Genomic DNA, 20,263 nt, shown 5'->3' with positions numbered 1-20,263 from the left:
TCCACACTGGACGACGTGGTCATCGATCTGCACACCCATTCGTCCGAGTCCGACGGCACCGACAGCCCTGCCGAACTGGTGAAGGCTGCGGCGCAAGCCGGGCTCGACGCGGTGGCGATCACCGACCACGACACGGCGGCCGGCTGGGCCGAGGCCGCCGCCGCGCTGCCCTCCGGCCTGCGGCTGGTCCGCGGCGCCGAGCTCTCCTGCTCCTCGCCGGACGGCTACGGGCACACCATCACCGTTCATCTGCTGGCGTACCTGTACGACCCCACGCACGCCATGTTGATGAAGGAGCAGTCACGCCTGCGTGAGGAACGGCGCACGCGGCTGCAGAAGATGGCCGAGATGATGCAGGCCGACGGCTTCCCGATCGACCCGGTCGACCTGATGGCGCGCCTGCCGTTCGACGCGCCCGCCGGCCGTCCGCACCTCGCCCAGGCGCTGATCAGGGCAGGGGTGGTGTCGTCCGTCGACGAGGCCTTCGCGACGTTCCTGACCGGCGGCCAGTACTACGTGGGGCGCACGGACACGCCCGTCGAGCGGGCGATCGAGATGATCACCGAGGCGGGCGGCGTCACCGTGCTGGCGCACCCGTTCGCCCGGTCCCGCGGACCCGTGGTGGCGCCCTCCGTGGTGTCGTCGCTGGCGTCCGCCGGACTGGCCGGCGTCGAGGTCGATCACCCGGACCACGACCTGGAGACGCGGCGGTCGTTGCGGGCGCTGGCCGATCAGCTGGGGTTGATCGTCACCGGGTCGAGTGACTACCACGGGACGAACAAGACGGTGCGGCTCGGCGCGGAGACGACGGCGCCGGAGATGCTGGATGCTCTGGCGGAGAGGGCGACCGGAGCCGAGATCCTCGTCGGGTAGGGCGGTGGTGCGGTGTTCAACGTGCGGCTGTTCATCGAGGCCTCGATCACGCTGCTGGTGATCATGGACCCGCCGGGCACCGTGCCGGTGTTCCTGGGGCTGGTGGGGCGCAAGTCGCGGGAGGCGCGCAAGCGGGCGGCGCGGCAGGGCGTGCTGGTGTCGTTCCTGGTGATCACGCTGTTCGCGGTCGCCGGCAACTCGATCCTCGCCTACATGCACATCGGCATCCCCGCCCTGCAGGGCGCGGGCGGGTTGCTGCTGTTGCTGATCGCGCTGGACCTGCTGACGGGCAAGGGCGCGACCAACCACCCCGAGGTGGAGGACGTGAACATCGCCCTGGTGCCGTTGGGGACGCCGCTGCTGGCCGGACCCGGTGCGATCGCCGCGACCATCGTGTTCGTGCGTCAGGCGGACGGCTGGGGCTCGTACTTCGCGCTGGCCGCGGCGATCGTGGCCGTGCACCTCGTGCTGCTGGGAACCCTGCGGTCCGCCGGCCTGCTGATCAAGGTGTTCAAGGAGAGCGGCATCCTGCTGATGGCCAAGATCGCCGGCTTGTTGCTGGCCGCGATCGCCGTGCAGCTGGTCGCGTCGTCCGTGCAGGGCTTCATCGCGTCGGGTGTCTAGCGCTCGATGCGGGCGGTGTTCCCGTCGATGACGATCGGCCGCTCGATGAGGCTCGGGTTGGCGACCATGTGCGCGATCCACTTCGCGCGGTCGTGTTCCATCGTGGCGGGGTACGCGGCCTCCTTGGTGCGCGCGATCTCCCAGGGTTGTTTGCCGAGGAGCTCGAGGACGTGGTCGAGCTCCTCGGCCGTGGGCGGGTCGTCGAGGTAGCGCCGTTCGGTGTAGTCGGCTTTGCTGTCGTCGAGTTTCTGCTTCGCGGCGCGGCTCTTCGAGCAGCGAGGGTTGTGCCAGATCTCCATGCCCCTCATTTTCTGTCAGGGGTGGTGAGTAACTTGGTTGGGGTGGAACAACTCGGCTTCGACTTCGGCACCACCGCACCGCGCCGGCTGGTGCGCGTCACGCCCGCGAAGCTCTCGACGTGGACGGACTGCCCCCGCCGCTACCGGATGACGTACCTGGACCGTCCGTCGCCGCCGCGCGGTGGGGCCTGGGCGCACAACACCCTCGGGGCTGTGGTGCACAACGCGCTGAAGGCGTTGTTCGACCTGCCGGCTGAGCGGCGCACGCCTGACCAGGCAGTCGCGTTGGTGGGGCGGCAGTGGAAGTCGGACGGGTTTCGGGATGTGGACCAGGCTGCTGAGTACCGGTCGCGTGCTCAGGGGTGGGTGCATGAGTACGTGTCTTCGTTGGACGTCGACTTTGAGCCGCTTGGGGTGGAGCGGTGGGTGTCGTCGCCCACTGAGCGGATCGTGGCCGAGGGGCGGGTCGACCGGATCGACTATCGCGATGGTGAGTTGGTCATCGTTGACTACAAGACCGGGCGGCATGTGCTGACTTCTGATGACGCTCGGGGGTCGCAGGCGTTGGCTTTGTACGCGTTGGCTGCTCGGCGGACTTTGCGGAAGCCTTGCCGGCGGGTGGAGTTGCATCATCTGCCGTCCGGGTCGGTGGCGGTTTGGGAGCACACCGAGGAGTCGTTGGGGCGGCATGTCCGGCGGGCCGAGGAGGCTGCCGATGAGATTGACCTGGCTTCGGAGACCTTGAAGGCCGGTGGGGATCGGGAGATCCTGTTTCCGCCGGTTACCGGGCGGCAGTGTCAGTGGTGCGATTTCCGGCGTAGCTGTGAGGAGGGGCAGGCGGCGGTCCCGCCGTTGGAGCCTTGGGATCTGTTGGCGCCTTGAGGTTTGTGGTCTTGTTGGGGTGCAAAGACTTTGACGGGCGTGGTTGAGTCATCGCCGCTGGCGCGTCGATAGAGATTGGGGCTTGACTTCGGGGCCCTTGCGAGGCGCTTGTCGGACCGGAAAAGGCCGGGAAGAACGCCCGGCCGAGCCACAAGTGGCAGCACCTCGCACCCAAAGTCAAGCCCCAATCTCGTTGGTGCGTGGCTGAGTTGAGAGGGCACGTCACCGATACCGCTTGGACAGCGGTTGCAGGAGTGACGCCTCGCCTTCGGCATTGCGTTGGGTCTTGGCTGGGCTCGGCTGCGCCATTGCCCTGAGCGCGCGCTCGGTCGGGCTCGCCTGCGGCTTCGCCAGGCCCTAAAGCCATCCTTCACCCGTCTTGCCTTACCCGCCTCGCCTCGCCTCGCCTCGCCCCGCCCCGCCCCGCCCCGGCTCGCCTCGCCCCGGCTCGCCTCGCCCCGCTCGCCCCGCTCGCCTCGCTCGCCTCGCCCCGGCTCGCCTCGCCCCGGCTCGCCTCGCCCCGGCTCGCCTCGCCCCGGCTCGCCCCGCCCCGGCTCGCCCCGCCCCGCCTCCAGGCTTGATTGCCTCACCCCACCTCGCCTTCCGCCTCCCACCTGTCGCCGCCCCGCCTCTCCGAGTCGCTCGCCTCTCGCCCGCACCACCTCGCCCGCCGCCACCTGCCTCGCCCTCCGGCGGAACCCCGCTCGTGCCTGCGCGTCTGCCTCTGTGGGGGGCGTGGGGGTTGACTGGCTGGATTCGGGCGGACCCGTAGGGTGGCGGAGGTGGACGTGGAAGTGGCTGAGCGGCGGCCGTCGCGGGTTTTCGGGTTCCTGCGCGCCGTGAGCGGTGTGCTCGCGGTGGGCTTGGTGTTGCTCGCCCTGGGGAACATCGGCGTCCAGTTCTACGCCAACACCCGCGATCTGCCTGGGCCTGGGACGTTGTCCGTGGTGGCGCACGTGGTGGCTGCCGTGTTGGTGGTCGGCGCGCAGATCGTGGCCGATCGGTACGCCGACTGGCGGGCTCCGGTGGCCTCGCTCGGCGTGTTCGTGGTCAGCGGGGCCACGTTGTGGACGTTCTGGTGGGCCTAGGGCGTTAGTCGTCCGTGGTGTGGGCGATTTGTGTGTTTGTTCTTCCGTCCTGGTGGTTGGGCCCCTAAAGTGCAGTCGATCCGCTTGGGGAGGCGGGTGCGGCGAGCTTGGGGGAGCGCGGTGGCCGTGGGGGACGTTGCTGTTGGTGTGCGCCGGGACTCGTTGGCGCTGCCCGGGTTGCTCGTGGTCGCCGGGTTCGCGGCCGCCGTGGTCGCGCAGGGTGGGTACTACCTGCCTGGGCGGGTGTTGTCCGCTGTGCTCGTCGGGGCTGCTGTTGTGGTGGCGCGGCCTCGGCCCTCGGTTTTCGTCGTGCTTGGCGGAACGTTCGCGGTGTGGGCCGTTGGGCGTGGGGCGGTTGCCGGCGAGCTCCTGAGCGGGGTGCCGGCTGCGGTTGCCGTGCTGGTGTTCGTCGGGGCGGCGCTGGTGGCGGCGCAGGCTGATCTTGGGCAACGGGAGTTGCTCGCCACCGTGGTGGTCGGGGTCGGGACGCTCGTCGGGGTCAGCGGGTGGGTCGCTGTCGTGTGGCGGGTGCCTGGGTGGACGACTGTGGCCGAAGGGCTGGCTCGGGCCGCCTCCACGTTGACCTATCCCAATGCCGCTGCCGCGGTCATGGCGGCTGCTGCGGTGTTGGCGTTGGTGTTGAAGACGTCGTTGTTGATGAACGTCGTGCGGTTCCTGCTGCTCGTGGGGATCGGGGCGACGATGAGTCGCGCCGGCGTCATCGCGTTGGTCGTCGGGCTGGGTGTGCTGGCGGTGTTGTACGGCGTCGGGGAGACCCTGAAGAAAGCTGTGCCGCCGTTGCTCGGGGCGGCGGTGGCCGTGGCCGCGTTGGTGCCGACCATGCGGGTGGACGAAGAGCCGCAGGTGTTGCTGGCCGTTGCCGGGCTCATCGCGGGTGCGCTCGTGTCGTTGCCGCGCGCCGGGAAGTGGGTGGTGCCGGGGGTCGTGCTGGCCGCGGGGGCGGTGGTGGCGGCCGCCGTGGTGTTCGCCGACCGGCTGGCCACGCGGATCTCGTTCAGCTCGCCTGACCGGAGCCAGGCCGCCGACGCGGCGTTCGATCTGGTGGCGCAGCAGCCGCTGGCCGGTACCGGGCCTGGGCAGGCGATCTTGTTCTTCGTCCGAGGCAACGACGATGCCCGCGTGATGCGTTATGTGCACAACGAGTACCTGCAGGTGCTCGTCGAGTTCGGCGTGGTGGGGCTGGTGCTGGCGCTCGCGGTCATCGGCGCCGTGCTCGTGCGGATGTGGGGCGGGAAGAGGAGCACGCCGTTGCACGCCGGGGCGTTCGCGGCGGTGGTGGTCGTGCTGGTGCACAGCGGGTTCGACTTCCTGTGGCACCTGCCCGTGGTGTTGATCGTCGCCGGCCTCTGCGCCGGTCTGGGGTTTCCGTCCACAAGGGACGGAATGGAAGAGGGGACCGCAACACCATGAAGAAGTTGTCCGGGGGCAGGTCGCTCGCCGTCTTCGCCGTCGCAGGAGGCGCGGTCCTCGCGTCCGTCGCGCCGGTGCTGGCGGACGTGAGCGCGCAGTCGCCCTCGCAGTCGCTGGTCAGGGTCGAGGCGCCGGTGAACCTCAGAGCGCAGGGTGCGGCGATCGAGGTCGACGTGACCTACGCCTGCCCGGTGACCTCGCCGGCGTACCTCTACGTGAGCGCCACGCAGGCCGTCGGGGGCGGCAACGTGGCGACCGGTGGCGCGTCCAAGGGCGTCACCTGCACGGGCGGGTTCGAGACGGTGACGGTCACCGTCCCGGCGTCGAACAAGGCGTTCCGCAAGAACAACAAGGCGTACGTGAAGGCCGATCTGCAGGCCTACCCGAACAACGCCGTCGACGAGCGCTACGTCAACGTCAAGTAGTTCTGACGCGTCCGGGGTCTGGCCGGCGTCCTACGACGTCAGCCAGGCCCGCCACGTCGGCAGCAGCGTCGCGATGAGCTCCAGCGGCGCCTCGGTGTTCGGCGAGTGCATCACGCCCGGCAGCACGGCGAAGTCCGCGTCGAGGCGTTCGGCCATGTCGCGCTGGGCCGCGGGCGTCCACGCGTCGTCGGAGTCACCGCACACCACCAGGCAGGGCGTGCCGGACGAGCGCAACGTGCGGGCGAGCTTCGCCACCTGGTCCGGTTCGTAGCGCAGGCCGTTGCCCATGCCGAGCAACGCGGCGGCCGGCGACGCCAGGAAACGGTTGCGGTAGAAGTCCTTCAACTCCTGCGGCAACGCCACGTACGCCGGGTTCTGCTGCGAGCGCAGCTCGTTCAGCTTGTGCGTGCCCGCGACGCCCTGCTCGGCCAGCACGTGCTCGCCGACATCCAGCACCGCGCGGCGTTCGCCGGCAGGCAGCTCGGACGGACCCGTCGACATCAGCGTCAGACCGGCGATCGGCGCACCGGCGAACACGGCCGCGCGCGTCACCAGACCACCGTAGGAATGGCCGAGCAGCAGCACTTTCCGGCCGTCCGCCGCGATCTTCCCGATCAGCTCGGCGATCACCGAACCCAGCGGGCCCGGCCGGTAGAGCGCCTCGTCGTCAGGGCCCGCGGAGTCCTGCTGGCCCGGCAGGTCGATCGCGACGACCTCGAACCCCGCGTCCGCGATCGGGTCGATGATCGGCGCGAAGTCCTCTTTGGAGCCCGTGTAGCCCGGCACGAGCAGCACGGTCGTGCGCATCGCGTCGTCGCCCATGGCGGGCGCGCGCAGCGCCGCGATCGTGCCGTAACGGCCCGGGAAGTCGACGCGTTGCGCCCGGTTCGGGCTGAGCTGCGAGTACACGAGCTGAACTATCGCAGCGCGACCACGGTTTCGCCACGCTGCTCCAGCACAACCGGACCTGCTGTGGCGAGTTGCACAGGACCCGTGTAGCCGGCGCGGTTCACCCGGAACGTGCCCACGACGGCGCCCGTGTCCTGCTCGAACACGCGCAGGCCGTCCTTGACCGGGATGAGCGCGCGGCCCGCGAGCGTCGTGCCCGCGCCCAGCGTGCCCTCGGCGGTCCACAGTGGAGTGAGCGTCTCCAGCGACAGCGAGACCGTGCGCGATCCGGTGAACCAGAAGGCGTTCGTCTTCGTCGTGAAGACGCGCGCCACGTGGTTCGGCGGGTCGGTGAAGTCGGACTCCGGCACGTCGACCGGCGCCTCGTTGATCTGGTTGCCGGTCTCCGCGTCGTAGATCAGCACGCGGCTCGGGTTCGGCACGGCCACCGCGACGTACTTGTCGGTCATGGCCACGACCTGGGCGTTCTTCGAGCCGGTGACCGAGCTGCCGAACACCTTGGGCTCGTCGGACTTGTCGGGGTTCGGCTTGAGGATCGTCACCCGGTCCGACGCGTCCTCCGGGCAGCGTTCGATCATCGCGAACTTGCCGGTCGTCACGGCCATCGAGCCGTACGTGCAGCCGACCCGCGGCTGCTTGTTCGGGTTCACGATCGCGCGCAGGCCGCCGTACTCCAGCGACCGCACCAGGTCGTCGCGCCGGTAGACCTCGACGAACTTCGACCCGGTCGTGATCAGGTGCGAGCCCTCGTTGAGCAGTGCCGTGCCGGTTTCCGCGTCACCGTTGCGCTGGGCCCGCCGCTCGCCGGTCACGCCGTCGAGCGAGGTGAGCTCCGAGCAGTTCTCGCCCTTGGAGTACAGGGCCATCGCCCGGCCCCACGCCGTGCTGACCGTGCACAGCGGCAGATCGCGTTTGTACGTCCACCGCACGTCGCCGGTCAGCGGGTCGCGGCCGTTGACCTCGCCACCGGTGCCGGTGACGACGGTCGACGGCTTCTCCTCGCCGGTCTCCTTCGACGGGGTCTGCACGACCACGGGAGACAACGAGGCACCGCTGCCCGCCCGCCAGACCTCGGCGAGCGACGGCGGCAGGTTCGCCACGTCGGGCAGCGGCTCGAACGACGACGGCCCGGTGACCGACGTCGTGGCGCGAGCATCGCTGAACGCCCAGGTCAGCACGGACGCGGTGATCGAGACGACGGCGATCAGCGCGACGGCGATGAAGTCGGCGCGCGTGCGCCAGGACCGGGCAGGCGGGCGGTCCCCGACGGGCGCCGCGCTCTCGTGCGCGGGCTCGTCGAGGACGTCCTCGACCTCGGTGACGTCGGAACCGGGGGACGACATGGTGATCAGTCTGCCGAAGGAGCGGCCTGTTCGGCAGAGCTTCGGCGACGCCGGCGCCTGCGGGGCTTGTCGGAGGCGGCCTTCTCGGCCCCTTCCGGCGCGCTGACCTGGGTCTGCTCGCCGCCCTCCGACGCCACGCCCGCCCGGCTGCGCGTGCGCGACCGGGTGCGCTTCGGCCTGGTCTCCTCGCCGGCCTCCGGCGCCTGGCCCTCGCCGGAGCGGGTGGAGCCGGTGCGACGACGGCGCTTGCGCTTGCCGGCGTCGAGCTGCTCCTCCTCTTCGGCGTCGAGGCCCGCCCGCGTGCGGTGGCTGAGCGGCAGCCTGCCCGTCGAGCCGGACGGGATGTCCAGGTCGTAGAACAGGTGGTCGGAGGTGGAGTACGTCTCCACGGGCAGCGGCGCGCCGAGGCCGAGCAGGTCGTTGACCGACGCCCAGCGGTGCGTCTCGTCCCAGTCGACGAACGTGACCGCGACGCCCGTGCGCCCGGCACGGCCCGTGCGGCCGATGCGGTGGACGTAGGTCTTCTCGTCCTCGGGGCACTGGTAGTTGATGACGTGCGTCACGTCGTCGATGTCGATGCCGCGGGCGGCGACGTCGGTGGCGACCAGCACGTCGACCTTGCCGTTGCGGAACGCCCGCAGCGCCTTCTCGCGCGCGCCCTGGCCCAGGTCACCGTGCACGGCGGCCGCGGCGAACCCGCGTTCGGTCAGGTCGTCGGCGACCTTCTGCGCGGTCCGCTTGGTCCGCGCGAACACCATCGTCAGACCCCGGCCGCGGGCCTGCAGCGCGCGGGCCAGCATCTCCGGCTTGTCCATGGAGTGCGCGCGGTAGACGAACTGCGAGGTGTTCTCGTGCGTCTGGCCCGCGTCGTTCTCCTCGGCACGGATGTGCGTCGGCTGGTTCAGGAACGTGCGCGCCAGCGTGATGATCGGGCCCGGCATGGTCGCGCTGAACAGCATCGTCTGCCGCTCGTCGGGGACCATGTTCAGGATCCGCTCGATGTCGGGCAGGAAGCCCAGGTCGAGCATCTCGTCGGCCTCGTCCAGCACCAGCATGCGGACCTTGCCGAGCACCAGGTGGCGCTGTTCTGCGAGGTCGAGCAGGCGGCCGGGCGTGCCGATGACGACATCGACGCCCTTGCGGAGCTGCGCGATCTGCCGCTCGTAGGGGATGCCGCCGTAGATCGCGGCGACCTTCACGTCGAGGTGGCGCGACGCGTCGGTGAGGTCGTGCGCGACCTGGAGGCACAGCTCACGGGTGGGCACGACCACCAGGGCCTGCGGGGTGCCGTCGCCGGGCGTCTCGACGCGGTGCAGCAGCGGCACGCCGAACCCGAGGGTCTTGCCGGTGCCGGTGCGGGCCTGGCCGATGACGTCGTCACCGGCGAGAGCGATGGGGAGCGTCAGCTCCTGGATGGCGAAGGTGCGGACGATGCCGGCGTCGTTGAGCGCCTTGACGATCTCTTCCCGCACACCGAGCTCGGCGAACGTGGGGGATTCGGACTGCACCGGGGCGTCTGCCAGCAACGGGTGCGACGTGTCTTCTTCGACGACTCCGGCTTCGCTGTGTTCCAGGAGAACCGGGTCCAGATGTGCTTCTACTTCAGCGGTCAGGGTGATCAGCCTCTCTCGTACCAAGCGCGTACGAGCCCTGCCGGGCCTCTCGACCGCGCTTCAGGATCAGCTGCGGGAAAGGTGTACGCGCACCATTTCGTGCGCCTCGCGGCGGTTCGTCACACTCGTCACGCCGGGCGACCAAGGCCATTCTACCTGCCAAGACACATTTGACCACTAGGGTTGTGTCTCATGGGTGTCGCAGAGGGTGTTGTCGATCTTCTGGGAGCGGTTGCATATGGCGAGCTCTCAGCCTTCGACAGGATGACGGAGGACTCGCGCTCGGCGCCGACGCTGGCCGGGCGTGCCGCGCTCGCGCAGATGGCCGCCGCCGAGATCGGTCACTTCACGCTGTTGCAGAAGCACCTCGCCACCGAGGGCATCGCCATCGAGGACGCGATGGCGCCGTTCGTGAAGGGCTTCGACGCGTTCCACGAGTCGACGAGCCCCAAGTCGTGGCTCGAGTCACTCGTGAAGGCGTACGTCGGGGACGGGCTGGCGGCCGACTTCTACCGCGAGGTGGCCACGTGGCTCGACGAGCCGACGCGCGACCTCGTGCTGCACGTGCTCGCCGACACGGGCCATTCGGCGTTCGCTGAGCGCGAAGTCCAGGCCGCCGTCGACGCCGATCCGCGCGTCCGCGACCGGCTCGCGCTGTGGGGCCGGCGGCTGCTCGGAGAGGCGTTGACGCAGGCCCAGTACGTGGTGGCGGAGCGGGACGGCCTCTCGGAGCTCATCATCCGGGGGTCCGGCGACCTCGCCGGGATCGGTCAGCTGTTCCGCCGGCTTCAGCAGTCGCACGCGCGGCGCATGACGCAGCTGGGTCTCGGCTAGGTAGGCTCGCGATCAGATTTTTCTCTTGAGCACGGAGGTCAGCGTGGAGGTCAGGATCGGCGTCGCCGACAGCGGGCGGGAACTCGTCGTGACCAGTGAGCTCAGCCCGTCCGAGGTCGAGACCCTGGTCGCGGACGCGGTGTCCGGCAAGTCCAGCGTGCTGTCGCTGGTGGACGCCAAGGGTGCGCGGTTCGTCGTGCCCGCTGGCCGCGTCGCGTACGTGGAGATCGGCCCGCAGGACTCGCGCAAGGTCGGGTTCGGCGCCTGAGTCGGCTAGCAACGAGCAGGGCCCCGGTCGTCACGGCCGGGGCCCTTTCGTTTGTGAACGGCGCAGTATCGGACATGGTCGGCAAGATCGCATCCCGGCGCCGAATCGAGATCGCCTGAAGCGGTGAATGCGCTGGTAGAGGCATGTGCGCGCACATAGCGTGATCGGGTCGTCACGCTGCTGAGGAGTGCTATGCGCGCCGCCCTGCTGGCTTTGTTGCTCGTGGTTTCGGCAACGACTTTCTCGCTGCCCGCGCAGGCGTACCAGTCGCACGCCGCCGGGTCGTGGTCCTCGTCGTCGGGGCTGCCCGCGACCAACGCCTCCGCCCGGTCGACGCTGTCGTCGGGCACGCAGGTCACGGCGTCGGTGTCCGGGTCGAGCCTGCGGCTGACGACGTTGAACTCGCCTCCCGGTGACCGGAACGCGGTGCCCGGCAACTTCCGGCCGCAGATCCCCTCCTCGACGGCCCTGATCGGCCTGACGGCGGTGGCCGCCGGCTGTGCCGCGTTCGTCGACTGCTTCAACCGCGGCACGCTGACGTTCTCGTTCAACCGGCCGGTGCGCGACCCCGTGCTGCACATCGCGGGCAGCGGCGCGACCATCGGCAACACCGGCAGCACGCACGTCGCGCACACCCTGACCTCGGGCGGAGTCACGCTCAGCGGGCCGCTCGACGGCGCGGTGAACATGACGATCGGGCAGAACGGCACCCGCATCGAGGCGCCCAACCGCAACCTCAACGTGCAGTGCAACACCAACGGCGCGAGGCAGGCTTCCGCGTCGTGCGGCAGCGTGAAGCTCAACGGCACCATCAGCTCCGTGAGCTTCCAGGTCGACATGCTCACCAACAGCAGCACGCCCACCGACGACTTCTACGTCGCGGGCGTGTCCGTGGACGAGGACTTCGGCGACGCCCCGGCGAGCTACGACACCGGTTCCGCGGCGAGCCACACGATCAGCGATCTCGTCATGGGCTCGGGCGTGTCGGCCGACAACCCGACGGTGATCAACACCGGCAACGTCACGCCGAGCCCGAAGGCCGTGGCGGCGGGCGCGGACAACAACCTGCCCAACGGCGACGACCTCGACGACGGCGTGGCCGCGTTCCCGCGCCTGGCCAGGTCGGACGCGGGCGAGGACTACTCGGTGCAGGTCGCGTTGGCCGGTGCCTCGCAACCGGGCCGGGTGTGCGCGTGGATCGACTTCAACGGCAACGGCTCGTTCGAGAGCGGCAACGAACGCGCCTGCACGGACTTCGGCGCGGGCGCCACCTCGGTCACGATCACCTGGAAGATCCCGGGAAGCATCAAGTGCGGCAACACCTACGCGCGCTTCCGGGCCAGCTACAACGTCGACCAGGTGCGCAACGACAAGGGCCTCGCGGACAGCGGTGAGGTCGAGGACTACCGCCTGCCCGTCGAGTGCCTGGACATCAAGAAGTCCACGACGAAGACCACCGCGAACCCCGGCGAGCAGGTGCCGTACACGGTCACCATCACCAACTCCGGCGCCACGGACGTCACCGGGCTGAGCGTGTCCGACGACCTCACCCAGGTGCTGGACGACGCGACGTTCAACAACGACCAGGCCGCGACGTCGGGCTCGATCGCCTACACCGCACCGAAACTGACGTGGTCCGGCGACATCGGCAAGGGCAAGACCGTCACGCTGACGTACTCCGTCACGGTCAAGAACCCGATCACCGGCGACCACCGGCTGCGCAACGTCGTGGTCAGCAGCGCCGGCAACTGCCTCGTGGGCTCCACCGACCCCGACTGCTCGACCACCGTCGACACGCCCGGCCTGAAGATCGAGAAGTCGGTCGACCGCGCGTCCGCGAACCCCGGCGACGCGGTGAAGTACACCGTCAAGGTCACCAACACCGGCAAGACGCAGCTCAACGCGATGTTCGTCGACGACCTGACCAAGGTGCTCGACGACGCCACCTGGGGCAGCGCGACGGCCTCCAGCGGCACCACGAACTTCGTCTCCCCGAAGCTGACGTGGACCGGCGCGCTGGCCGTCGGCGCGTCGGCGACCATCACGTACACCGTGGTCGTGACCGGCAAGGGCGACAAGCAGCTCACGAACGTCGTCACGTCCGAGACGTCCGGCAACAACTGCGTGCCGAGCTGCACGACCGACACCCCGGTCTCCGGCATCACCTTCGAGAAGAAGGCCGACAAGCAGTCGGTGAACCCCGGCGAGACCGTCACCTACACCGTGACCGTCACGAACACCGGCAGGACTCCTTGGCAGGGCGCCACTTTCACCGACGACCTGGCGCGCGTGCTCGACGACGCGGAGTGGGTGTCGGCGGAGGCCTCGTCGGGCACGGCGGAGTTCGTCTCGCCCAAGCTGACCTGGACCGGCAACCTGCCCGTCGGTGGCTCCGCGACGGTCAAGTACACGTTGCGCGTCACCAACCCGGTCAAGGGCGACTTCCAGCTGGACAACGCGATCACGTCCACGACCCCCGGTGGCAACTGCCCGCCAGGCTCGACGGACCCGAAGTGCGGCACGACCACCCCGGTCGCCGGCCTGAAGATCGAGAAGGCCGTCGACCGGAAGTCCGCGAACCCCGGTGACACCGTCACGTACACGGTCAAGGTCACCAACACCGGCAAGACCCCGTTGGACGCCACGTTCTCCGACGACCTGTCGAAGGTGCTGGACGACGCGGACTGGATCGGCACCAGCGCGGGCACGTTCACCTCGCCCGTGCTGACCTGGACGGGTTCGCTCGCGGTCGGCGGTACGGCGACCATCACGTACACGGTCAAGGTCACCGGCAGGGGCGATCACCAGCTGGACAACGTGATCACCTCCCCCACGCCCGGCAACAACTGCCCGGAAGGCTCGACGGACGCGGACTGCCGCACGTCGACGCCGGTCTCCGGGGTGGAGATCAAGAAGGAGGTCGACCGGCCGTCGGCGAACCCCGGCGACACCGTGAAGTACACCGTCACCGTCCGGAACACCGGCAAGACGCCGCTCAACGCCTCGTTCGCCGACGACCTCACCCAGGTGCTGGACGACGCGACCTGGGGCAGCGCAACGGCTTCCTCCGGTACCGCGACCTACGCCGCGCCGACGTTGTCCTGGAACGGCGCGCTGGCCGTGGGCGAGTCTGCGACCGTGACCTACACCGTGGTCGTGACCGGCAAGGGCGACAAACAACTCACGAACGTCGTCACGTCCGAGACGCCCGGCAACAACTGCGTGCCGAACTGCACGACCACGACCCCGGTGTCCGGCGTGGAGTTCGAGAAGGCGGTGGACCGCGAGTCGGCCAAGCCCGGCGACGTCGTGAAGTACACCGTGACCGTCCGGAACACCGGCAAGACCCCGGTGTCCGGCGCGACCTTCACCGACGACCTGACCAAGGTGCTGGACGACGCCGAGTGGGTTTCCGCCGAAGCCTCAACGGGTTCCGCCACGTTCACGTCCCCGAGGCTGACCTGGGCCGGTGATCTCGCGGTCGGCGGCACGGCCACCGTCACCTACACCGTGAAGGTCGGCGACCCGCAGGACTTCAAGCTGGACAACGTGATCACGTCCACCACGCCCGGCGCCAACTGCCCAGGCGGGGACAAGTGCTCCACCAGCACGCCGATCGCCGGTCTGCGGATCGAGAAGTCCGACGACCGCGACCAGGTCGTGCCGGGCGACACCGTGACGTACACGATCAAGGTCACCAACACCGGCCAGACCGTCCAAACGGGAGCGTCGTTCACCGACGACCTGACGCAGGTGCTGGACGACGCCCGCTACAACGACGACGCGCAGGCCACGGTCGGTGCCGTGACGCTGGTGTGGCCGCGGCTGGAGTGGAAGGGCGACCTGCCGATCGGCGGCACCGCCACGATCACCTACACGGTGACGGTGAAGGACCCGAACCCCGGCGACAAGAAGCTCAACAACAAGATCACCTCGGACACGCCGGGCAACAACTGCCCGCCCGGTTCGAAGGACCCGTCGTGCAGCACCGAGACGCCCGGCCGTGAGCTGACGATCGAGAAGAAGGCCGACCGGCAGGCCGCGAACCCCGGCGACACCGTGACCTACACGCTGACGATCACCAACACCGGCCAGGTGCCGCTGACCGGCGAGAAGGTGACGGACGACCTGTCCGGCGTGCTCGACGACGCCACCTGGGTCTCCGGGCAGGCCACGCCGGGCACCGTTGCGCTGGTCGCGCCGACGCTGACGTGGACCGGTGACCTGGCGATCGGCGCCACGGCCACGGTCACGTACGTCGTGCGCGTCAACGACCCGATCAAGGGCGACCACGAGCTGGTCAACCGGGTCAGCAGCGAGGTGCCGGGCAACTGCCCGCCGGGCTCGACTGACCCGAAGTGCTCGACGACGACCCCGTTGCCCGGCATGGAGATCGTGAAGACGGTCGACCGGAAGTCCGCGAACCCCGGCGACACCGTCACCTACACCGTGACCGTGCGGAACACCGGTCAGACCGAGTTGAACGCCTCCTTCCGCGACGACCTGACCAAGGTTCTCGACGACGCGACGTGGGGCGGCACGAGCGCGGGCACGTTCGCCTCGCCCGTGCTGACCTGGAACGGCGTGCTGCCGATCGGCGGGTCGGCGACGATCACGTACACGGTCGTCGTGACCGGCAAGGGTGACCACGAGCTGACGAACGTCGTCACGTCCGACACGCCGGGCAACACTTGCGTGCCGAACTGCACGACCACGACCCCGGTGTCGGGGGTGGAGATCAAGAAGACCGCCGAGCCCGCGTCGACCAAGCCGGGCGATGTCGTGACGTACACGGTGACGGTGCGCAACACCGGCAAGACCGTGCTGGACGCGTCGTTCCGCGACGACCTGACGGGCGTGCTGGACGACGCCACGTGGATCGGCACGAGCGCCGGCGTGTTCGCCGCGCCGGTGCTGACCTGGTCCGGGCAGTTGGCCGTGGGGGAGACCGCGACCGTCACGTACACGGTGAAGGTGACCGGGGCCGGCGACAAGCGGCTCAAGAACGTGGTGACGTCCGAGACTCCCGGCAACAACTGCGTCGACGGCTGCACGACGGACACACCGGTGGCGGCGTTGAAGCTGGTGAAGAAGGCCGATCCCGCCACGACGAAACCCGGTGACACCGTCACGTACACGGTGACGATCACCAACACCGGCCAGACCGTCCACAGTGGAATTTCGGTGTCCGACGACCTGAGCGGTGTGCTGGACGACGCTTCGTGGAACGGGGACCAGAAGGCCTCCGCCGGGTCGGTGTCGTTCGCGGCACCTCGCCTGACGTGGACCGGTGACCTGGCCGTGGGTGCCTCGGTGACGGTCACGTACTCGGTGAAGGTGACGGGTGCGGGCGACAAGCGGCTGAAGAACGTGGTGTCGTCGGAGACTCCCGGTACCGACTGCTCCGAGGGCTGCACGACCTACACTCCCGTGGCAGGTCTGGAGATCGTGAAGACGGCCGAGCCGGGCAACCCCGTTCCCGGTGACACCGTGACGTACAAGGTGACCGTGAAGAACACCGGCCAGACCGCGCAGAACGCCTCGTTCCGCGACGACCTGACCGGCGTGCTCGACGACGCGACCTGGAACGACGACGCGGCCGCGACCGTGGGCGAGGTTTCCTTCGCGGCGCCTCAGCTGAGCTGGACCGGTGCGCTGCCGATCGGGTCGCAGGCCGTGATCACGTACTCGGTGAAGGTGACCGCGGCGGGCGACCACCTGCTGAACAACGTCGTCACCTCGGACGACCCCGGTGGCAACTGCCCGCCGGGCTCGACGGACCCGAAGTGCTCGACCTCGACCCCGTTGCCGGGCATGGAGGTCAGCAAGGCGGTGGACGTGCGGTCGGCCAAGCCGGGCGACACCGTCACGTACACGGTCAAGGTCGTGAACACCGGCAGGACGAAGCTCGTCGGTGCGTCGTTCCGCGACGACCTGAGCGAGGTGCTGGACGACGCGACCTGGGGCGGCACGAGCGCGGGCACGTTCACCTCGCCGGTGCTGACCTGGACGGGCGACCTGGAGATCGGCGCGACGGTGGAGGTGAAGTACACCGTCGTCGTGAAGAACCCGGTGACCGGCGACTTCAGCCTCGACAACGTGGTGACGACCGACACGCCGGGCGGCAAGTGCGTCGAGTGCACGACCTCGACGCCGATCGCCGGGCTGAAGCTCGTGAAGACGTCGTCGCAGGAGTCCGCCAAGCCCGGTGACGACGTCGATTACACCGTCGTGATCACCAACACCGGCAAGACGGTCCACAGTGGAATCAGCGTCACCGACGACCTGAGCGGGGTGCTGGACGACGCGACGTGGAACGGTGACCAGGCGGCGAGTGCGGGCTCGGTGTCGTTCGCGGCACCTCGCCTGACGTGGACCGGCGACCTGGCCGTGGGTGCCTCGGTGACGGTCACGTACTCGGTGAAGGTCACGGGCGCCGGCGACAAGCGGCTCAAGAACGTGGTGACGTCGGACGTCCCGGACACCGACTGCTCGGACGGCTGCACCACGGACACCCCGATCGCCGGCTTCCAGATCGTGAAGAAGGCGGACCGGACCGAGGCCAAGCCGGGCGAGAAGGTCACGTACACGGTGGTCGTCACCAACACCGGCGCGACGATGCTGCGCGACGCCGAGTTCGTGGACGACATGACCGAGGTGCTCGACGACGCGACCTACAACGGTGACGCGGCCTCGACGTCAGGGCTCGCGACCTACGCGGCCCCTCGGTTGACGTGGAAGGGCGATCTCGCCCAGGGCGCGTCGGCGACGGTCAGGTACTCGGTGACCGTCACGAGCAAGGGCGACCTGCGGCTGAAGAACGTCGTCACGTCCGACACCCCCGGCTCGACCTGCCGCGAGGGCTGCTCGGTCGAGGTGCTGGTGCCGCGGCTGGAGATCGTGAAGAAGGTCGACACGACCTCCGCGAAGCCCGGTGACCTCGTCAGCTACACCGTGACGGTCACGAACACCGGCCAGACGGTGCTGGCGCCGGCGACGTTCGTGGACGACCTGAGCGGCGTGCTGGACGACGCGTCCTTCGTGGACACGAGCAGCGGTTCGTTCGCGGCTTCGAAGCTGACCTGGTCCGGTGAGCTGGCGATCGGGGCGACGAAGTCGGTGACGTACCGGGTGCGCGTGAACGACCCGCCGACGGGCGACTTCAAGCTGCGCAACGTGGTCACGTCGGACACGCCGTCGAACTGCCCCGAGCGCTGCGGTACCGAGACGCCGGTGTCCGGGCTGGAGATCGTGAAGAAGGCGGACCGGACCGACGCCAGGCCGGGCGACCGGATCACCTACACCGTGACCGTGCGGAACACCGGCCAGACACCGGTTTCCGCGTCGTTCACCGACTCGCTGGCCGACGTGCTGAAGCACGCGACCTGGGGCGGCACGGACGCGGGCACGTTCGCGTCGCCGGTGTTGAGCTGGAGCGGTGAGCTGGCGGTCGGTGCCTCGGCGACGGTCACGTACTGGGTGACCGCGTCGAGTGCCGGCGAGCTGCGCAACGTCGTGACGTCGGACGTGCCGGGCTCGAACTGCAAGCCCGGCGGGTCCGATCCCCGCTGCTCCGCGACCGTGAAGGTGCGGGAGGACTCGCCGATCGCGTGGACCGGCTTCCCGGCCCTGCCGCTGGCGGCGTTCGGCCTGGTCCTGGTGCTCGCCGGGGTGCTGCTGAGGCGCCGGGCCTAGTGCTCGGCGGGTTCCTCGATCTTGTAGGGCGGAGTGGAGATGCCACCGACCCGGTACCGGCCCCACGGGTCCTGGTCGGTGAGCGTCCCCTCCGCCTGACCGGTGGGGGTGCGCAGCAGCGCGGACCGCGCACCCCCTTCGACCCGGCTCGTGACGTCGTCGTTCTTCTTCACGCGGCCGTACCAGTGGTAGCGGCCGTCGATCGGCTGGAAGTAGCCGCGCAGCTCGACCTCGACCGCGACCTCGTCGGTTCCGAAGACCAGGGTGGCGGCGCCGGTGTAGCCCTCTTCGTCGTGCTCGTGCTCGCTCATCAGTCCGCTCTCTTCTTTGAGTAAATGAGGATTCGATCGACCCGGTGGTTCTTGGGCTGGTGTTCGCTGCAAGAATGGGATTGTGGGGAGGTCGTCGACGAAGCGGGCGTTCAAGTACCGCTTCTACCCAACGGATGTGCAAGCTGCGGAGCTAGCGCACTTTTGGGTGTGTGCGTTTGGTTTACAACAAGGCCTTGGCGGTTCTTGCGAAACCTGCATGGAGCGTTCGCAAGCTTCTTCGCAAAGCGCGCGCGATATCCGCGCTTCAAGTCGAAGAAGAAGTCCCGTGCGACGGCGGAATACACGCGATCGGCGTTCCGCTGGCGCGACGGTCGGCTGACCCTCGCCAAGATGTGGGCGTGGATGCCGGGGTGGCGGCGTTGATCACGCTTTCGACCGGCGAGAAAATCGAGAACCCACGGCATGAAGTGAAAGAGCGGGTGCGCCTCGCCAGGGCGCAGCGTCACCTGGCGAGGAAGCAGATGGGCTCGGCCAATCGGGAGAAGGTGCGGCGCAAGATCGCGCGCGTGCACGCTCGCGTCGCCGACAGGCGCAGCGACCACCTGCACAAGCCGACGACTCGGCTCGTTCGTGAGAATCAAACGATCGTGATCGAGGATCTGCACGTCAAAGGCATGCCGCGCAACCGCCGGCTTGCGCGTGCCATCGCCGACGCTTCGTGGTCGCAGATGCGTCGCATGCTGGAATACAAGGCCTTCTGGTACGGCCGTCAAGTGATCGTGGTCCACGACCGTGACGTGAACGCGGCGAAGAACATCCTGGCCGCCGGGCTGGCGGTTGCTGCCTGTGGAGACGGTGTGAGACCGACCCGGCGTGAGCTGGCGAGGCATCTGTCGGAACCTCCCTACCGAGGGTGAAGAAGCAGGAATCGTCGGGTGTGAACCCGACACGTCTCCGCCGTCGAGCGGGGGAAGCCAACAGTCCACCAATCGGAGGTCGACGGGTGGTCGTCAATCCACCAATCGCAGAGGGGTGAGTGGCGTTGCGGGGTCGATCTCGACCCCTGCCGACCGCAGCAGGCCGTCGAGGGCGTGCCAGATGATCGTGGCGAGGTAGTCGCTGAGGTTCGCGCGGGACATGGTCTGCCGGTCGAGCCACCAGTCGCCCGCGTTCTGCACCATGCCGACCAGCGCGTGCGCCCACGGCTCGGCGCCGCCGGAGTCCATGTCGAACGCCCTGAGGTAGTCGCCGATGAGGCGGGCCAGGGTCGCGGCGATGAGGTTCTTGTCCTCCGCCACGACGTCCTTCTCGACCGGGCGGTCCGCGAAGGAGCCCTTCACGACGAACCGGTAGAGGTTCGGGTTCTCCTCGATGACCGACAGGTAGGCGTCCACGATTCTGGTGATGCGGTCGCGGATCGAGCCCTCCGCGGCGAGCGCGGGCCCCATCCGCTCCATCAACACCTCGGTGGCCCGTTGCCCGACCGCCAGGTAGAGGTCCGACTTGTCGGTGAAGTGCCGGTACAGCACGGGTTTGCTGACGCCGGCCTCCGCGGCCACGTCCTCCATGCCGACGTCGGGGCCCTTCTTGGCCACGGCGGCGATCGTGGCCTCCACGAACTCCGCCCTGCGCTGCTCGCGATGACCCTTCCACCGCTCACGTCGCGCGTCCGGCCCCTTGACAGTGCGTGCCATGTGACGCACGCTA

General features: G+C 69.1%; 16 protein-coding genes and 1 pseudogene. 11 read left to right on the top strand and 6 right to left on the bottom strand.

What is annotated here, in order from left to right:
• Positions 1-15 precede the first annotated feature (15 nt).
• Together ACQEU1_RS21625 and ACQEU1_RS21620 are read left to right on the top strand one after the other, a co-directional pair.
• Positions 16-873, top strand: coding sequence for a PHP domain-containing protein (locus ACQEU1_RS21625; RefSeq protein WP_433204518.1), 858 nt, complete (start codon positions 16-18; stop codon positions 871-873).
• Positions 874-885: 12 nt separating this feature from the next.
• Entirely contained in the window at positions 886-1,497 is a 612-nt protein-coding gene (locus ACQEU1_RS21620) for a MarC family protein (protein ID WP_433204515.1), read from the top strand.
• Here the strand turns inward: ACQEU1_RS21620 and ACQEU1_RS21615 are convergent.
• The gene (locus ACQEU1_RS21615; RefSeq protein ID WP_433204512.1) at positions 1,494-1,796 is read right to left on the bottom strand and encodes an ArsC/Spx/MgsR family protein; all 303 of its coding nucleotides are present in this window, start codon (positions 1,794-1,796) and stop codon (positions 1,494-1,496) included. The two genes, ACQEU1_RS21620 and ACQEU1_RS21615, sit on opposite strands and share 4 nt — an antisense overlap.
• Positions 1,797-1,838: 42 nt before the next feature.
• Here ACQEU1_RS21615 and ACQEU1_RS21610 point away from each other — a divergent pair, with 42 nt between their 5' ends.
• The 4 genes from ACQEU1_RS21610 (at position 1,839) to ACQEU1_RS21595 (ending at position 5,622) form a co-directional block, all read left to right on the top strand.
• Positions 1,839-2,678, top strand: a complete 840-nt coding sequence (locus tag ACQEU1_RS21610) for a RecB family exonuclease (RefSeq protein WP_433204509.1) — start codon at positions 1,839-1,841, stop codon at positions 2,676-2,678.
• Positions 2,679-3,460: 782 nt separating this feature from the next.
• Positions 3,461-3,766, top strand: coding sequence for a hypothetical protein (locus ACQEU1_RS21605; RefSeq protein ID WP_433204506.1), 306 nt, complete (start codon positions 3,461-3,463; stop codon positions 3,764-3,766).
• Between the two features lie 126 nt (positions 3,767-3,892).
• The gene (locus ACQEU1_RS21600) at positions 3,893-5,197 is read left to right on the top strand and encodes an O-antigen ligase family protein (RefSeq protein WP_433204503.1); all 1,305 of its coding nucleotides are present in this window, start codon (positions 3,893-3,895) and stop codon (positions 5,195-5,197) included.
• Entirely contained in the window at positions 5,194-5,622 is a 429-nt protein-coding gene (locus ACQEU1_RS21595) for a hypothetical protein (protein WP_433204500.1), read from the top strand. The genes ACQEU1_RS21600 and ACQEU1_RS21595 overlap by 4 nt, the downstream gene beginning before the upstream one ends.
• A gap of 30 nt (positions 5,623-5,652) precedes the next feature.
• Here the strand turns inward: ACQEU1_RS21595 and ACQEU1_RS21590 are convergent, their stop codons facing one another.
• From ACQEU1_RS21590 to ACQEU1_RS21580, 3 genes are read right to left on the bottom strand one after another with little or no spacing between them, the layout of a single operon-like run.
• Complete coding sequence (locus tag ACQEU1_RS21590) at positions 5,653-6,531, bottom strand: alpha/beta fold hydrolase (protein ID WP_433204497.1); 879 nt, start codon at positions 6,529-6,531, stop codon at positions 5,653-5,655.
• Between the two features lie 8 nt (positions 6,532-6,539).
• Positions 6,540-7,874 (bottom strand): Rv3212 family protein, encoded by a 1,335-nt coding sequence (locus tag ACQEU1_RS21585; protein WP_433204494.1) that lies wholly within the window; start codon positions 7,872-7,874, stop codon positions 6,540-6,542.
• Positions 7,875-7,879: 5 nt separating this feature from the next.
• A complete protein-coding gene (locus ACQEU1_RS21580) occupies positions 7,880-9,496 on the bottom strand; it encodes a DEAD/DEAH box helicase (protein ID WP_433211641.1) in 1,617 nt (538 codons plus the stop codon).
• A gap of 183 nt (positions 9,497-9,679) precedes the next feature.
• Between ACQEU1_RS21580 and ACQEU1_RS21575 the strand changes: the two genes are divergently transcribed.
• The 3 genes from ACQEU1_RS21575 (at position 9,680) to ACQEU1_RS21565 (ending at position 18,284) form a co-directional block, all read left to right on the top strand.
• Positions 9,680-10,321, top strand: coding sequence for a ferritin-like fold-containing protein (locus ACQEU1_RS21575; protein WP_433204491.1), 642 nt, complete (start codon positions 9,680-9,682; stop codon positions 10,319-10,321).
• Between the two features lie 43 nt (positions 10,322-10,364).
• Positions 10,365-10,589, top strand: coding sequence for a DUF3107 domain-containing protein (locus tag ACQEU1_RS21570; protein WP_355307513.1), 225 nt, complete (start codon positions 10,365-10,367; stop codon positions 10,587-10,589).
• A 192-nt stretch (positions 10,590-10,781) separates the two neighbouring features.
• The gene (locus ACQEU1_RS21565) at positions 10,782-18,284 is read left to right on the top strand and encodes a DUF7507 domain-containing protein (protein ID WP_433204488.1); all 7,503 of its coding nucleotides are present in this window, start codon (positions 10,782-10,784) and stop codon (positions 18,282-18,284) included.
• Here ACQEU1_RS21565 and ACQEU1_RS21560 read toward each other — a convergent pair.
• Positions 18,281-18,595 carry a DUF4873 domain-containing protein gene (locus tag ACQEU1_RS21560; RefSeq protein WP_433204485.1) on the bottom strand — a complete coding sequence of 105 codons (315 nt, stop codon included), beginning with the start codon at positions 18,593-18,595 and terminating at the stop codon, positions 18,281-18,283. The two genes, ACQEU1_RS21565 and ACQEU1_RS21560, sit on opposite strands and share 4 nt — an antisense overlap.
• An 82-nt stretch (positions 18,596-18,677) precedes the next feature.
• Here ACQEU1_RS21560 and ACQEU1_RS21555 point away from each other — a divergent pair.
• Both ACQEU1_RS21555 and ACQEU1_RS21550 read left to right on the top strand, forming a co-directional pair.
• Positions 18,678-18,750 (top strand): annotated as a pseudogene (locus tag ACQEU1_RS21555) (helix-turn-helix domain-containing protein); the annotation flags it as partial.
• Between the two features lie 15 nt (positions 18,751-18,765).
• Positions 18,766-19,473, top strand: coding sequence for an RNA-guided endonuclease TnpB family protein (locus tag ACQEU1_RS21550; protein ID WP_433204482.1), 708 nt, complete (start codon positions 18,766-18,768; stop codon positions 19,471-19,473).
• Positions 19,474-19,566: 93 nt separating this feature from the next.
• Here the strand turns inward: ACQEU1_RS21550 and ACQEU1_RS21545 are convergent, their stop codons facing one another.
• Complete coding sequence (locus ACQEU1_RS21545) at positions 19,567-20,250, bottom strand: TetR/AcrR family transcriptional regulator (protein ID WP_433204479.1); 684 nt, start codon at positions 20,248-20,250, stop codon at positions 19,567-19,569.
• Positions 20,251-20,263: the final 13 nt, after the last annotated feature.

Origin of the sequence: Lentzea sp. CA-135723, from assembly GCF_050936595.1 — a bacterium.
In the GTDB taxonomy this organism is placed as follows: Bacteria; Actinomycetota; Actinomycetes; order Mycobacteriales; family Pseudonocardiaceae; genus Lentzea.
The sequence above is the reverse complement of the archived record's forward strand: the minus strand, read 5'-3'. Positions and strand labels throughout refer to the sequence as shown.